The 15,096-nt window shown below is 46.6% G+C and carries 12 protein-coding genes, 1 tRNA gene and 1 pseudogene; 4 read left to right on the plus strand and 10 right to left on the minus strand.

Annotated elements, in window-relative coordinates; all coding sequences use genetic code 11:
- Window positions 1-81: 81 nt before the first annotated feature.
- The 8 genes and pseudogenes from ACIDITHRIX25_RS75640 to ACIDITHRIX25_RS75675 all read right to left on the minus strand — a co-directional run bounded on the left by ACIDITHRIX25_RS75640 (window position 82) and on the right by ACIDITHRIX25_RS75675 (window position 9,167).
- Window positions 82-399, minus strand: coding sequence for a hypothetical protein (locus ACIDITHRIX25_RS75640; RefSeq protein WP_201732907.1), 318 nt, complete (start codon window positions 397-399; stop codon window positions 82-84).
- A 300-nt stretch (window positions 400-699) separates the two neighbouring features.
- Window positions 700-783 (minus strand): annotated as a pseudogene (locus ACIDITHRIX25_RS75645) (ATP-binding protein); the annotation flags it as partial.
- A 237-nt stretch (window positions 784-1,020) separates the two neighbouring features.
- Window positions 1,021-1,098 (minus strand) — tRNA-Pro (locus ACIDITHRIX25_RS75650).
- A 21-nt stretch (window positions 1,099-1,119) separates the two neighbouring features.
- A complete protein-coding gene (locus ACIDITHRIX25_RS75655; RefSeq protein ID WP_201732908.1) occupies window positions 1,120-2,496 on the minus strand; it encodes a glycosyltransferase 87 family protein in 1,377 nt (458 codons plus the stop codon).
- A 222-nt stretch (window positions 2,497-2,718) separates the two neighbouring features.
- On the minus strand, window positions 2,719-3,915 hold the full coding sequence (locus tag ACIDITHRIX25_RS75660) for a methyl-accepting chemotaxis protein (RefSeq protein WP_201732909.1): 1,197 nt from the start codon (window positions 3,913-3,915) through the stop codon (window positions 2,719-2,721).
- A gap of 835 nt (window positions 3,916-4,750) precedes the next feature.
- Window positions 4,751-6,259 carry an acyl-CoA carboxylase subunit beta gene (locus tag ACIDITHRIX25_RS75665; RefSeq protein WP_201732970.1) on the minus strand — a complete coding sequence of 503 codons (1,509 nt, stop codon included), beginning with the start codon at window positions 6,257-6,259 and terminating at the stop codon, window positions 4,751-4,753.
- A gap of 114 nt (window positions 6,260-6,373) precedes the next feature.
- A complete protein-coding gene (gene der / locus ACIDITHRIX25_RS75670) occupies window positions 6,374-7,693 on the minus strand; it encodes a ribosome biogenesis GTPase Der (protein WP_052605680.1) in 1,320 nt (439 codons plus the stop codon).
- Between the two features lie 61 nt (window positions 7,694-7,754).
- The gene (locus ACIDITHRIX25_RS75675; RefSeq protein WP_201732910.1) at window positions 7,755-9,167 is read right to left on the minus strand and encodes a DUF512 domain-containing protein; all 1,413 of its coding nucleotides are present in this window, start codon (window positions 9,165-9,167) and stop codon (window positions 7,755-7,757) included.
- A 37-nt stretch (window positions 9,168-9,204) separates the two neighbouring features.
- Here ACIDITHRIX25_RS75675 and ispH point away from each other — a divergent pair, with 37 nt between their 5' ends.
- The 3 genes from ispH to ACIDITHRIX25_RS75690 all read left to right on the plus strand — a co-directional run bounded on the left by ispH (window position 9,205) and on the right by ACIDITHRIX25_RS75690 (window position 11,675).
- On the plus strand, window positions 9,205-10,230 hold the full coding sequence (gene ispH / locus ACIDITHRIX25_RS75680) for a 4-hydroxy-3-methylbut-2-enyl diphosphate reductase (RefSeq protein ID WP_052605678.1): 1,026 nt from the start codon (window positions 9,205-9,207) through the stop codon (window positions 10,228-10,230).
- Window positions 10,231-10,455: 225 nt separating this feature from the next.
- Complete coding sequence (locus tag ACIDITHRIX25_RS75685; protein WP_201732911.1) at window positions 10,456-11,070, plus strand: HD domain-containing protein; 615 nt, start codon at window positions 10,456-10,458, stop codon at window positions 11,068-11,070.
- A 173-nt stretch (window positions 11,071-11,243) separates the two neighbouring features.
- Complete coding sequence (locus tag ACIDITHRIX25_RS75690) at window positions 11,244-11,675, plus strand: hypothetical protein (RefSeq protein ID WP_052605676.1); 432 nt, start codon at window positions 11,244-11,246, stop codon at window positions 11,673-11,675.
- 397 nt (window positions 11,676-12,072) lie between these two features.
- On the opposite strand, the gene ACIDITHRIX25_RS75695 is transcribed toward ACIDITHRIX25_RS75690, so the two are convergent.
- Both ACIDITHRIX25_RS75695 and cmk read right to left on the minus strand, forming a co-directional pair.
- Window positions 12,073-12,774 carry a lysophospholipid acyltransferase family protein gene (locus ACIDITHRIX25_RS75695; RefSeq protein ID WP_052605675.1) on the minus strand — a complete coding sequence of 234 codons (702 nt, stop codon included), beginning with the start codon at window positions 12,772-12,774 and terminating at the stop codon, window positions 12,073-12,075.
- 129 nt (window positions 12,775-12,903) lie between these two features.
- A complete protein-coding gene (gene cmk / locus ACIDITHRIX25_RS75700; RefSeq protein WP_201732912.1) occupies window positions 12,904-13,548 on the minus strand; it encodes a (d)CMP kinase in 645 nt (214 codons plus the stop codon).
- A 199-nt stretch (window positions 13,549-13,747) separates the two neighbouring features.
- On the opposite strand from cmk, the gene htpX reads away from it, so the two are divergent.
- On the plus strand, window positions 13,748-14,662 hold the full coding sequence (gene htpX / locus ACIDITHRIX25_RS75705) for a zinc metalloprotease HtpX (RefSeq protein ID WP_249685664.1): 915 nt from the start codon (window positions 13,748-13,750) through the stop codon (window positions 14,660-14,662).
- The last annotated feature ends 434 nt before the right edge of the window (window positions 14,663-15,096 follow it).

Consider the following 15,096-nt stretch of genomic DNA (forward strand, 5'->3'; position numbering starts at 1 on the left):
GACCCGCCCAATTGAGTTCAATAGTAGTTGTTGGTGTCAGTAAAAGTGTCTCATTTCTAAGACACCGTGGATCTGAAAATCTCAGTTGAGAAATTCGTTTAGCCGAGCAGTAAGACGCTCTGCATTATCTCTAGTTTGATCGAAGGTGACTATCACTTCTTCATTATCTCGAAGTAACTTGACCATCCAGGATCGCTCCTCTGGTCGACTCCGGGTAGTTGCAGAACCAAAATGTACCTCTGCTCTAATCGGGCCCCTTTTCCTCTGTCTATGAGCTGCCATACGACAAGCTGCTGAGCAGTACCTTTGTGGTCTTGCTATGCAATGTTCCGGAAGTATTTGATCACACCCCTGTCTCTCGCAGATCTTTGAGATAGGTAGTTCCGTAACGTTACGCAATGGGTTCTCCTCTCTGTTCAGTTCTCAGCTGAGATAGTTCCGTAACGTTATGAAATGGTTCTCGGGTTCGCTCTAGTGATCCCAGCTGAGATAATTCTGTAACGTTTTGAAATAGGTATTGGTTCTTCGGTATTTGTAACCCCCGAACCGATTGGAAATCATTTGAGACCGGATCAGGTTCGCTTAGGTATCGCTAGTGTTGACTTCGAGTTTTCATTTTTCCACCTCTTCACCTTTCTTCACGTTGTCACCAGTTTGTGGATTGGTATAGATTCCTTGTTTGATTCGATCCTTGAGCCGTTAGCTGTTGCCCTTGATGTTTATAACGTGGCAGTGATGTAACAGTCTGTCTAAAATTGCGGTACTTAGTACTTGTGAGGTCAACCAGAATTAGTAGACACCTAACAATTCAACATACGATGTTGAATGAAAGAATTTCACTATGGCAATCAATAAGAGGAACTTCACCTTGAAGTTCAAAACAGAGGCAGCCCATAGGGTAATTGATTCTGGTCGTAGCGTAAAAGATGTGGCTATATAGCTTTCGCCTAAAGAGGATTCGCTCAGAAGATGCGTCCGTGATGAAAGAGGAAAATTTATGCCATCTAACCTGGACATTTATGGTCGGGCTGAGAAGATTTGAACTTCCGACCTCTTGACCCCCAGTCAAGCGCGCTAACCAAGCTGCGCCACAGCCCGAACTCATTGAGTTACAACATCTTAGCCCGTAGGAAGGCCAGGACGGCGACGAGAAGACAAAAAACCACCCTTTACACTTTCGGAAAGATTGAAACCTGAACCTCGAAGCGAATCCAGTATTGCAATCACAAAGACGCTAAACACTCCAATTTGCACAAGCACATCCGGCATCAAGACCGGAGAAGCCACCATCAAAATTACTAATCCTAAAATGAGAAAGACCCCTGGCACCACCGACCGCAAAGGAAGTCGCTTCACGGCCAGAAATAAGCGCTTGCCAAAAGCCTCTCCCAATAAGTCGACTCTAGAATTAATGTAGATTCGAAAAGCCAAAACCAAAGAGGTAAATTCTATTAAGAATTGAAATCCATTGACTGCAAGGGTTCCGCGATCTGGGGTCACCAACAATGTACCAATTGTGCCTGCAACTACCAAAAAGAGCGGATCTCTCCTCTTGATCAAGATCGGAACAAGCAAAATAGGAAGATAACTGCTCCATAGAATCGGTGTCAAGACCAAAGATGCCGCAATCAAGGCGACAAAGAGGATGGAATCGTCCTTAGTCTTGCGATAAATTCCAAGCCCTACAAATATCACTCCACCAGCAACTGCTCCAACCGATAGATCGCGTAAAATATGGCTTGTTACGAGAGTTCCCATCAACCGAGTCAACGACCAACCCTGAAGCGTCTCATGGCCCGAAAGAAGTAACAACATCTTGGCAAATCCAAGAGGTGAGAGGGGCCCAACTACAAAGCCAATACCCAATAGAAGTATCGAGCTAGTCAATGACGAAATCGTCAAAGAATACCGTTTAGTCCAAATGGGAAAAAGCAAAAGAGGAGCCAGATAGAGCTTTGACATTGCGACGCCAGCCAATACAAAGCCACCGACTATCTTGAGCCGATCTCTAAAGTGCCAAACAAAAACCATCCCAAAGATCAGAATTGGAGTCAATGTACCCATCTGGATGGCAATCACGAACGGGCTAGAGACCATTAGGGCTACGGCGACCAAAGGTTTAGCCCCAACTGAAAAACGAATAGTGAGTGCATTTAACAAAATCGAGAGATAAACAAAGATCATTGAGGCTAGATAGTTGGAAAAATAACCCAATGGCTGTAGGAGATATGCGACAAAATAGGGATATACATAGCTAGATCCCGAATAAGTAACCGGCGATCCCACGGGCGGATATGGACTCCGACCCCTCGAAATCTCGCGTGCCGCATGCAGGAAGACAAGAAAATCAGATTGATTGACGCGCCGAACATAATAAAATAGGATGATCGATGTGAGAACGACGCTCAACCAAAAGATAAGTTCCGACCTAATCAAACTGCGATTTAAACTAAAAAATCTTCCCTTTTTCATCGATCCGCCGAGATAAATATTCATGAATATAATCTGTCAAACGCCAGCGCTCAGGGCGATTGTCGCCAGGCACTCTAAAGGCCTAGACCACAAAACAGAGGTATCGCGAGCCTTCATCAAGCAGACTACCAACCATGAGGATCAACAGAGGAAATTCGCATCCACTCTCGGAACGATCCCTAAAGCGCTAAGTTCGCCAGGTAACACCTTAGCAGAACTTAGCAACAACCAAACGTAGGCGAAACTTCAGTGTATGGAAGATTTAGAGGACCCTTTGTACCCAAAGCGATCAACTGGAGAGGTTGATTGAGTAGAATGTTCTATCTCTTCGTTCGAGGTACTACTTAGAATGTGATTTAGGTTTCGTGATATGTCTGAAGATGCAACGCTCTGCTCCTCGGCTGCCGCGGCGATCTGCGAGACCATATCACCAACGCTTGCCACGTCTTCAAATATCTCTAACAAAGCATTATCAGCCCGAGCAGACGACGCCTCGGATTCGGCAACCTTGCTTGTAAATGATTCGATCGACGTTACTGCGGCCGACGTGCCATTTCGGATCATCCTAATCTTTTCGGTAATTTCCGTAGCTGCGATTCTGGATCGTTCCGCCAACTGTCGCACTTCGTCAGCTACAACTGCAAATCCCTTGCCAGCGCTCCCCGCCCGGGCTGCCTCAATCGCGGCATTTAGGGCCAAGAGGTTCGTCTGTTCGGCAATGCTCTTGATGGAAGAGACGATAGAGTCAATCTCTTCAGATTGAGTACCCAGCTCAGAAATTATATGTGCTGTATCTTTAACTCTCAAAGCGACATCCCGCATCGCCGCACTTGCACTCTGTATTAAAACTTTAGATTCAGAGGTAACGCTTGACGCCTTTATCGAAGAATCACTAGCTACTTGAGAACTCCTAGCAATTTCAGCTACAGTAGCGCTCATCTCTTCCAACGCAGCAGCAATAGCTGAGACTTTATCGTTTATACTTCCGGTACGTTGAAGTTCAAGGGACCGCTGTGTGCGTTCAAGGGCACGCTGAGTTGAAATATCAGTCCAACAGGCCATGTAGCATAAAAGCTCACCCTTTTTCTGGGGATGCCATATGGGATAGGTTTTAGTCTGGAAGTAGATATCATTGCCCATTGGAATATCGGCAACGTGCTCTGAGCTTGATCCACTTCCCATCTCGCCCAGTATTCGCCGAACCCGCTCCGGATCCTTATGAAATTGATGAATCGAATTTCCCATCGCGTGCGCTAGATCCGAGTGTGGTAACGCCTCGGTGAGCTTGGAATGGTACTTTACCATGGTTGACGAAGCAGCCTTATTCATATAAATGATTGTATTTTCACGGCTTGAGTCACAGAGCATAACAATGTTATCTACCAAGTCCAAGACAGCTTCGAGCCGTCCGACATCTACAGTCTCTTTCGATTTACCAAACATATTTCGATAATCGGCATAGCACATCATCAAGTAAACGAATTTTTAATTATTCAATTAAATAAATATCCGAATTTGAATATGTTTGCCGATAGTATCAAGCAAATTACAACCATATCAGGCAATTAAAATCCACAAACCTACAATTCAGACGATCCATTAATTGCACAATTGCGTTCTAAGATTAACTAACTAAGCCTATTTAGCAGCCGACTTATTAATTCGAGCAGATCGATCCAGGATGTTTCAAGCCTACATCCTCTTTGCAAAGCTTCATAAAATATTCAAAAATGGTAGATTACGCTCTAAAATCAGGCGATCACTTTTGACAAAATAATTACAAACGCTATAACCAAGCTAATGACGCTTATACCTTCTATTGGTCAGCATGCCTAGCCGATCACCACCCAACAAATGGCTATTTTCTACCGACACAAAAATCAGTCGATACCGCAATCGAACTTCATGAGCTAAGCAAAAAATTACTGGAATGGAAAGTCCAGGGTAATTATCAGGCTAAATCAGGCGACCGTGCAATTAGAGGTGATGGGGCAACCAAATAATCAATTGAACCAAGCGATAGACCAAATATATCGCGGTGGCCACCACTAGTAATTTGAAGTGCCATGGAGCTTTCTTCGGCTTCACAATAGGAGTGTCGCAAACCGGACAGTGGCCATTACGCGGAATTCTGTCGTCCTCTTGAAACTTCGCACATGTTTCACACCAAGCCAAAAAACTCACCTACATAAATAATAACTTTGACAGTGATCCTACTTCCTCCGAGATCGGAACTACAAGAAAACCTTGTCAGGATGGTTTGGGCTGAGAGCAAATTCTATACCGGATGAACGCCGTGGTGCTTTGGCACATCTAACCTTGGCTTTCCAATGGCACAGTCAAATCTTCCAATCAACTCACTGCGCAGATCACTTGGACTGACTATGTCGTCAATCACCAAATCACTCGCAAGTCTATACAGATCGACGTCAGCGACATATTCGCTTCGCTTTTGTGCAATGAATTGCTCCCGCTCGACTGGGTCTACAATTCCAGCAATATGATTGGCATAGACTGCATTCACCGCAGCTTCAGGGCCCATGACCGCGATCTCTGCGCCCGGCAAAGCAATGGTTGCCTCGGGCGAAAAAGCGGGTCCGGCCATGGCATAGAGTCCAGCCCCGTAGGCCTTTCTTACAATGACGGTCACCTTCGGGACCTGAGCCTCTGATACCGCTGCGATCATCTTCGCGCCATGGCGAATAATGCCTTGTCTCTCGACTGCTGTACCAATCATAAACCCTGGCACATCAGCTAAAAATAAAAGAGGGATGTTGAAGGCGTCACACATCCAGATAAATCTTGCCGCCTTATCGGCGGAATCCACAAAGAGAACTCCACCACGGCTGGCGGGATTATTTGCAACAATCCCAATGCACTTGCCATCGAGTCGAGCCAAGCCTACGATCAATTCAGGCGCAAAAAGAGGCTTTACCTCAAAAAAGCTACCTTCATCGACCAATCGCTCGATCACATCCAGCATCTCATACCCAGCCGTGGATAGCTCCGGGAAGAAGTCATTCTCGAGCTCCAGCGTTGGGGGCTCACTCAAATAGGTTGGAGGAGTATCTCTAAAGTTGGTCGGAAAATAAGAAAGGTATTCTCTAGCAGCGGCAATCGCTGATTCGTCGGAATCAAACAGATTATCGCCACAGCCCGAGACACTTGCATGCATGCGAGCGCCACCCATCTCTTCTAATGTAGTCTTTTCTCCAATCACCATTTCAGCCATCCTTGGTGAACCGAGGTACATCGAAGCGTTGGCTTCCACCATAAAGACAACGTCACAAAAAGCAGGTATGTATGCACCTCCGGCCGCACTCGGGCCAAAAAGACAGCAGACCTGGGGTACCTTCCCACTAAGTTGCACCTGATTATAAAAGATCCGTCCAGCTCCACGTCGACCCGGGAAAAGCTCAACCTGATCAGTGATACGCGCACCAGCAGAATCGACCAGATAAACGATCGGTAGTTCCAAACGGAGCGCAGTCTCGGTAATTCGAATTATCTTCTCAACGGTACGTGCACCCCAAGATCCAGCTTTCACTGTAGAGTCATTCGCCATCACGCAAACTCTGCGCCCATCGATCTCACCTAGGCCGGTTACGACACCATCGGCAGGCAAAGAGTTGGATGAAACATTGGCAAAGAGGCCATCCTCGACAAAACTGCCCTGATCAAAAAGGAGCGCTGTACGGTCGCGCACGTAAAGGCGTCCGCTAGATTCGAGCTTGGCTTTGGATCGCTCGCTATTTCCGGTTCTAATCTCCGAGCGAACTTTATCCATATCAAGTGGTCTACTTGTCAAATCTTCCCCTTAGGTGAAAGCTCCATATGAAGTTATCAATGTAGCAGCCAACAAAGTTACAAAGCAATTGAAAACATTAATAGATCAAGTTAATCAGTCGGAACGACGACGAACCCTCATCTTTATAGGAGTTGGGCCGAGGCCAAATCTCTCTCGCAACTTACGCTCGAGATAGCGCATATAACCAGCATCTATCGGTCTCGACGAAAAGAGAGTAAAGGTAGGTGGGTCAGTCGCACCCTGGACAGCATAGAGGATCTTTGTTCCCTTAGGCGGATGTACAGTCTGAAACTCAGAGATAGCCACATTCAATTCACGAGTTGGAATTCGTCGACGATAGGCAACGATCGCATTTTGGACTGCAGGAAGAATTCGATGGACTCCCAAACCAGTTTTGGCACTAATCCTAATAAAAGGAGCATAGGTGAGGAATGCCAGCTTCTCTTCGGCCTCCTCGCCACGGATCAGCTTGTCTTCAGAGGAGAGGTCTTCCCACTTATTCAAAACGACCACCACGGGACTACCTGCAGCATCTACACGCTCAGCGAGTCTTTGATCTTGATGGGTAACACCTTCTTGGCCGTCAACCACCAAAATCGCTACGTCGGCTGAGTCTATAGCCTTTAGCGCACGCACCATAGAGTAATACTCGGTTCCACTTGCCTCTTTTGCTCGCCTACGCATTCCTGCAGTATCTAAGAACCGAAGTACTCCAATGTCGGTTTCGATGACCGTATCCACTGTGTCGGTGGTAGTACCTGGCATATCGTGGACTACGGCTCGATCATCACCAACCATCCGATTGAACAAAGTCGATTTACCCACATTTGGCCGTCCCACAATTGCCACCGAGAAGATTCCGTCATCGACATCGGTTTCGCTATTCTCGCCATCATCAAGATCGATAGAGCCCTCAGGCGCATTCTCAGTAAGTCGATCTATGAGCACATCAAGAAGGTCTCCCGTCATTACACCATGCAACGCAGATACTGGAATTAGATCGTCAAAGCCAAGCGCTGCAAATTCCCAAGAATTAAAGCGACGAGACTCAGACTCTGCCTTGTTAGCTACGACTATGACTGGCTTAGAGATACGACGAAGCAGTTCCGCGACATCAGCATCCTCGCTAGTTATGCCCACTGCAGCGTCCACCACAAAGAGCGCTATGTCGCAATCGGCCATAGCCGAGCGCGCCTGCTCTGAGATCTTTACCTCAAGGGCGTCGCCGGCTTCAAGCCATCCGCCTGTATCGATCAACTCGAAACTATGGCCCCGCCAAGCCGCAACATAAGATTTGCGATCTCTTGTAACGCCTGATCGTTCCTCAACGATGGCATCCTGTCTACCCACTATACGATTTACAAGCGTCGATTTACCGACGTTTGGCCGTCCCACGACTGCCACTTTAAACATTAACGCTCCTTGAAACTTCTCGCCTTGGAATTTATAACTTCCAATTAATAAAGCTCGATAACTATCGAGCTAAAAACTCACCCTTTGGTACACCTTTGTGCCCATAGATCTCCTCCAATACACCCCGAAGAGCAATGCCATCGGTCGCCACAACGCGAATAGGTGCGTCTATCTCATCCACGGAGGTGCCATCTAAAAAGATATCCTCAGAGAGAGCCACATCTGGAAGGAGATACAAATCATACTTTGACGCTTTTGAAATGGTTCGTTTGATGTCTTCTCCGACCATCAAACCCGCAACACCGATATTGCCTCCGAAAAAGTCGTTGCGTACCTCTAAGAATTCAACATTAGGAAATCTAGGCGAGACTACCTCTGGGAGGGTTGCCATACCATAAGTCGAAGTCAAAATCGCGATTCGACGGTCACTCCTTTTGCGCGGAACTCCCACCGAGACTCCGATCTGATCGGTGATCCTCTGTGCACGATAGCCACTCTTTGGGGCACCTTCTACCCAAGAGAAAAAGCCCGACTTCACAGAAAATGCTGCGTCACTATTTCCGTTGAAGGCTGCCTCAAATGCTCTAGCGATACCAATTCCATTCTCGTGTTGTGAAAAATCGTCATAATCTTCATACTTAGGAAGTGGCACCTGGGCGAGAATGTAATATTCATCAGAGGCGTAAACCATCCTTCGTCCAAGTAGTTCCAAAAAAACTTTCTGCATCGAATCGATAGCTTCAACCACCGAGAGCGCCTCTTGCTGGGTATGTGGGCGCATCCGCCCCTCGTTAGAAAAGCGTGACACGCCTAAGGGCACAACAGCTACATTCACCAATTTCGGGAAACGATCCAAAATCGATATAAGAGTCTCGTGCAAAAAAGCACCATCATTCACACCTGGGCAGATCACAAGCTGACCGTGAACCTCTATACCCGCCTCTAAAAGTGCCTCTAGCCAACGCAAAGAGGTGGCACCACGGCGGTTTCGCAAAAGCTCAGTCCGTAGCTTTGGATGCGTTGAATGGATCGAGACAAAGAGCGGTGAAAGCTTCTCAGTAATTACCCGTTCTAAATCAGCTTCTGTAAAACGGGTTAGCGTTGTAAAGTTTCCATAAAGGAACGAAAGTCGATAGTCATCGTCCTTCATATAGAGCGTCTTTCGCATTCCCTTTGGCAACTGATAGATAAAGCAGAACTCGCAATGGTTGTCACAGGTCCGAACCTGATCAAATATCGCGGAGGATACCTCAATTCCCAATGGATCTCCGGCAAGCTTTTCTATCTCAAAATCGAACTCAATACCACCTCGATCGATCAAAAGAGCTACATCTGACTCTTCTACTAGCATCTGATAGGCTATGACGTCGGTTGGAACCTGACCATTAATCGACACTAGCTCATCGCCAGGTATAACACCTGCCAATGCCGCCGGGGAATTCTTCGCTACTGAGAGCACTATTGGATTCGACAATTCGAGACACCTATTGCCTTGGGCTAGAATTTAGCGTATGGCCGTTGAAAAAGTTTTACTAGCAAAGCCTAGAGGTTTTTGCGCAGGAGTCGAGATGGCAATCAAAGCCCTCTCTTGGATGGTGCGCGTCTTCGACCCTCCAGTCTACTGCTACCACGAGATAGTACACAACAAAATTGTTGTAGATCGTTTCTTAGAACAAGGAGTTATCTTCGTGGATGACCCTAGCGATGTTCCAAATGGCGCACCAATAATGTTAAGCGCACATGGAAGTGCGCCTTCAATCGTTGAGTCTTCACGTTCGATCGCCAGCATCTCGATAAACGCAGTCTGCCCACTTGTAACAAAGGTACATCACGAAGTAAAAACGCGAGCAAACAAGGGGTTTGAGATAATCTATATCGGCCATCACGGCCACGATGAGGCACTTGGGACCAAGGCGGTAGCGCCTGAAAATGTGAAACTCATTGAAACCATCGCGGAACTCGAGGATTTGACGATCGAATCGGAGTCAGTCGCGCTCATCGCCCAAACAACGCTAGCTCTGGACGAATGGAGAGAGATGGCTGATCGCGCCAGCGAGCTTTACCCGAGTCTTTGGATGCCTGGCAAAAGTGATCTCTGTTTTGCAACCACAAATCGCCAAAGTGCCATTAGGCATCTTGCGCCGCTAGCACAAACAACAATTATTATCGGTTCGCAGAATTCCTCGAACACCATCGCACTTGAAAAGGTGGCCAAAAAGGTTACCGACGCTAGGGTGTTACGGGTCAATTCTGCAAGCGAGCTTCCAGATGATATTCATGGTGTCGTTGCGATTACAGCAGGCGCTTCAGCCCCAGAGGACCTTATCCAAAAGGTAATCGAACGACTAGCCCCAATTCAAGGAGTCGAAGAAGTTGCCGTGGTGGACGAAGATGAATATTTCCCGCCTCCACGAGAACTAAGAGAATTTCTACGAAGTCTCACATTGGTTAGCGCCTTTGTCTTCGGGGCTCCCAAGCCCGCTTACTTCCCCTTAGATAACGATTCATCAATCTCCGCGTCGTCTGTAATAAATTAATCGCTATCACCAAATTCACCCCAACTAACGGAAGCTACACTGTTTCGCCTTTTACCGCCTTAAAAAGGCGAAACAGTGAACCGATACCAGTAACTCATGATCGGAGCAATTCAATTTCTAAGATAAAGTCTCATCATTTCGAAGATCGAGTCTCATCGAGCCGAACAAATAAATGATTTCCGTGGTCAATAAGTAGCCAATGAGCCACATCGGATTAGACAGTTGATGCATAATTTACATATGCATGAAAAGACTACGACGGATGAAAAGACTACGACCAGTTCACTCAATAATACTTTCAGCGCCATGGATTCATCCAACAAAGACCAATGGATGGCGATAGGCCACGAAACCTCCAAAAATCAACCAAGGGTCGCTCAATCGATATTGACGATGTTAAATTCGCTAAAAGATATCGTCGATGGATTTTCTGTCGACCAACTTACCCACTCCCTGCAAACTGCAACGCGCGCTGAAGAGGATAAAGCAGAACCTCAAATGATTGTCGCTGCGCTCTGTCATGATATTGGTAAAGCAATTTCTGTGGCTAACCATGCTCAAATTGCGGCTGAAATCCTTCGTCCTTACGTAGACGAGGACGTATACAACGTAATTAGAACCCACCAAGAGTTCCAAGGCCGACACTATTTCGAATATTTCGGAGGCAATCCAGATGCTCGTGAAGGCTACCGCGACGAAGCATGGTTTTCAACTGGTGAAACTTTCGCGGATAAATGGGATCAAAATTCATTTGATCCTACCTACCCCACTCAACCTCTAAGCCACTTTGAGCCGCTAATTAGGCAAACCTTCGCAAAGCCAAAAAGGTCATTTGGTTAATACGAAGAAAACGTGATCCTTAAACTTCTTCCTTGAATCAACTAATGGTACCAAAGGCTATAGGATTCTAAAATAATAAAGATTAAAACCACGGTTGTCTCTAGGCGACCTAGTGGCTTTGTTGGATATTTTCAAATCAGCACGCTCTCAACCAACGGTTCAAGGAGGAAGTAGTGATTTCGATGCTCAAGGGCGAACGCAATCAAACGATAGCCCGAATCGTCTTTGCTTGGTGGGTTATCTTTTCACAGACGAACTACATGAGTCATTCGAACTCAGCCTATGAAATCTTCATATTACTCTCAAGCGTCACCGCAGGAGCTGCCCTGCTATTGTTATCCGGGGTAAGAGGTGAGCTCGATCTAGATCTTTATAACTTCATCCTACTCGCATCAACCTTTATCATGATTTCGAGCTACGTGATCTACACCTTGGTCCTACTTGGATTAGTCGTCCTACGCGACATCTCCATTCCGGGCGGTATCCTAGATATCTTTCACGTAATCGTCCTAGTCGGCGCAGGTATTGCTATCTCTGGTAAAAGATTTAGAGAAGATGGCACCTATTGGCGAACAATTGCACTTATAGGCAATCGTAGCCAATAACGATCGCCTTGTCGATTACCTAAAGATAAAGGCGATGAACACACCAAAAGATGCCAGCCATAGTAGCATTTAGAGCTTCGAATATGTCCCGACTCCCTAATCCTTGCTAGCTACTCCAGACTAAAATAGTCCCCCAAATACAGTCCTATCAAAGAACAGCATCCTTTGGAAGCCACGAGATAGTTCCTAATCGTTTGATCAACGCTCTCGCCTCATTTACCGTTTGGATTACTAAAACAACCACAACCGTAAAACAACCACAACCGCTCTAGGCGCGTCAGATTATCGGGTAGCCCAAAAGAAAAACCAATTGATGGGTCACTTTGAATTACAAATCTCAGCTATTACTCAATGAACTACCTCGCAATGGGAGTAAAATTTAGTCAAAATTCAATTGCTAAAGCTTTCCCGACTGCTGCCCAAGGGCCTCTAGCGCCATATCATATTGCGCTTGAAGATCATTCCTAAGTCTGTCTGTCAAGACACGAATACGAGATCGAGCTATGCGCTTTTGATCAGGGTCGCCCTCGACTCCATCTAAAATTGCTGGCCCAATAGACATGATGCACTTCACGGGACGAGGAAACTTGGCACCCTTAGACATTGCACCCTCACTGCCTGCAATTCCAATTGGGATAACTGGAACTCGGGCCTTAAGTGCAATATAGGCTGCTCCATCGAGCAGGTCGGTAACGATTGGCCCGTGGCGTCTAGTTCCTTCGGGAAATAAAACTAGCGACTGTCCAGCTTGTAATATCCGAATACTAGCCTCAACGGCATTGCGATCAGGAGTACCGCGACTGACTGGAATCCCTCCCATACTTCCCATCACCTTTGCTAGAAAAGGATACTTCCACAGTTCCTCCTTGCCCATATAGCGAAGACGCCTTCGCGTCAATGATGCCATCAAAATTGTGTCGAGATAGCTACGATGCGTTGGCGCTATTATGTAGGGTGGTTCTGGGAGTGGAAGATCACCTTTGATTTCTAATCGAAAGTAAAGACGATTGACGACATTCAAAATTGAGGTCGCTGTTGCATACAGACCGCTATCAACTGCACTCGTATGAAGTCGAACTTCAAAGTCGCCAACCTTCATCAAATCATCCAAAAGACAACCTCCCGAGATATGGGCAAATTTCCCAAACCTAGCAACACTCTAGCGCATGACCAGCACGTCATGGATGCGCACGAAGCTTATAAACAAAATCCGACAAGGGGCCGTTATCTAAACGAAACGGTTCCCATAGAGTGTGACCAATTCATCCAAAAGATCATCGATAGTTCGATTAGATGTATCGATCTCAATCGCATCGTCTCCAATAGCTAGGGGACTATGAACTCTCTTCGAATCGCGCAAATCGCGCTTGGAAAGCTGTTCAGACGTCAACTCTTGTCGCCTCGCGAGGCGGACCTCCGGGTTAGCCACTAGAAACACCTTGAATTTAGCCTTTGGAAGCACTTTGGTCCCAATATCTCGACCCTCTAGAACGGCCCCTCCATGACTTTGAGCGTAATCTGTCTGCCATCTACTCAAAAACTCCCGAACGCAAGGATGTACTGCTATCTGGCTTGCGGCCTCGGATACTTCAGGGGTGCGAATGGCTCCAGAGACATCGGACCCATTTAGAAACATCCTGCCATCGACGTAAGAAAGTACCACCGATTTAGCGAGTTCACAGACGGCGGCCCCATCATCTAAGTCCAGCCCATTTTGAATCGCCAAAAGGCCAATTGAGCGATAAGTTGCACCAGTATCCAAAAATGCGAGACCCACCTTTTGGGCGATCAATCGAGCTAAAGTGGACTTACCTGTACCCGCCATTCCATCAATCGCTATCGATCTTTCATGCCAGTCCTCAACATTTTCCACAATACGAAACTATTCGCTCATGAGGAAAATACCTCTGATTTATGATGGAAACAGGCGACCTTGACGGACCTAAGGTAAAACCACACAATCCCTTTGGACAGATAGAGCCAAGATGATGCCAATCTTCAAAAACAAACTATTCAGAAAGAACTCAGAAAACTCGATCGATTCCTGAAGAATTCGGGCTAAGAATATTGGTGTGGCAAAATCAAAATTTCCAAAAGACAGAGGCCTTACCGCAAGAATGGGATTGACTGTATTCCTTCTCGGGTTGGTTTACGTAATTTTTATCGCAGTGCTTTTAATGCTCAAGCTCTCACTCTCGCTTATAGCAGTCGTTGCCTTCGGGATTCTCTTCGTGCAGTACTTCTTTTCCGACAAGATTGCTTTAGCATCTATGAAAGGAAAGATAGTAACCAGGGAAGAAGAGCCTCAGTTGCACGCGTTAGTGGATCGCCTATGCGCGTTGGCCAATATGCCAAAGCCTAAAGTTGCAGTCGCTCGAAATGATATGCCAAATGCATTCGCCACCGGTCGCAACCCATCAAATTCAGTGGTGTGCGCAACTACTGGCCTCATGAGGAGATTAAACGAGCAGGAACTAGAGGCCGTGCTTGCTCATGAACTCTCGCATGTAGCCCACCGCGACGTCGCAGTCATGACCATTGCATCATTTTTGGGCATGGTAGCTGGTTTTCTTACTCGAATCGAACTCTGGACCGGTGGAGGTATAGGCGGAGGTGGCAACAGAAGGGGTAACGGAAACAATAACCAGGGAAATGCTGGAATGTTGATTCTGGTTGTCTCGGTAGTCGTCTATGCCGTTAGCTTTCTAATCACTCGGGCACTTTCTAGATACCGCGAACTCTCTGCAGATCGATCAGGAGCGATCCTGATCGGGCGCCCCTCAAATCTCAAGTCAGCACTGATCAAGATCACAGGAGAGATGGGCCGAATTCCAACTCGAGACCTAAGAAGCGCCTCTGCCTTCAACTCCTTTTATTTCGCTCCAGCGATTAGCCCTAATAGCATGAGCGGACTTTTCTCAACGCATCCGAGTCTAGAAAAGAGAATCGCTCAGTTGGACAAACTCGAACGCGATCTGATGCAATAGTTTTTCATTTTATAACTGCGTGGCAAGCAACTTTTGGAGCAAGGTTACATTGTCACCTTGCAAAACGCTGTCACCTCCAAATAGGTTAAAGCTGGCGTGATTTTTGGGATCAAAGGCTTCAAAGAGCCACTTGAACTTCGAACGCCATAATTTTTGATAATCGAGATTATGGCAAATCAGATTGGATAAACGCTAGCTCGAATTAGGTGAAAAGTCATCCGATCCTTGAAAATCTTTCCAAGTAGAGCCACAAAGTAGGCCCCAGATCGATGAAATAGGGATCGAAGAAATAGCGGGTTTACTTGGACCCATAGACAACCACAAACCAGCCGCACATCCGACTGCTTTGACACCTAGGGGGACCATGGGAAGATGCATCTCTAATCAGTTGGGAAAAACTATCCCATTTTGGCCACTCTTCATTAGAGAATGAC

The sequence above is a fragment of the Acidithrix sp. C25 genome (genome assembly GCF_904848545.2).

Excerpts from the sequence above, each read along its gene's own strand:
- ACIDITHRIX25_RS75685 (WP_201732911.1), top strand. The coding sequence starts at position 10,456 with ATGCATAATTTACATATGCATGAAAAGACTACGACGGATGAAAAGACT.
- ACIDITHRIX25_RS75665 (WP_201732970.1), bottom strand. The coding sequence starts at position 6,259 with ATGGATAAAGTTCGCTCGGAGATTAGAACCGGAAATAGCGAGCGATCC.
- ACIDITHRIX25_RS75655 (WP_201732908.1), bottom strand. The coding sequence starts at position 2,496 with ATGAATATTTATCTCGGCGGATCGATGAAAAAGGGAAGATTTTTTAGT.
- der (WP_052605680.1), bottom strand. The coding sequence starts at position 7,693 with ATGTTTAAAGTGGCAGTCGTGGGACGGCCAAACGTCGGTAAATCGACG.
- ispH (WP_052605678.1), top strand. The coding sequence starts at position 9,205 with ATGGCCGTTGAAAAAGTTTTACTAGCAAAGCCTAGAGGTTTTTGCGCA.
- ACIDITHRIX25_RS75660 (WP_201732909.1), bottom strand. The coding sequence starts at position 3,915 with ATGTTTGGTAAATCGAAAGAGACTGTAGATGTCGGACGGCTCGAAGCT.
- ACIDITHRIX25_RS75695 (WP_052605675.1), bottom strand. The coding sequence starts at position 12,774 with ATGAAGGTTGGCGACTTTGAAGTTCGACTTCATACGAGTGCAGTTGAT.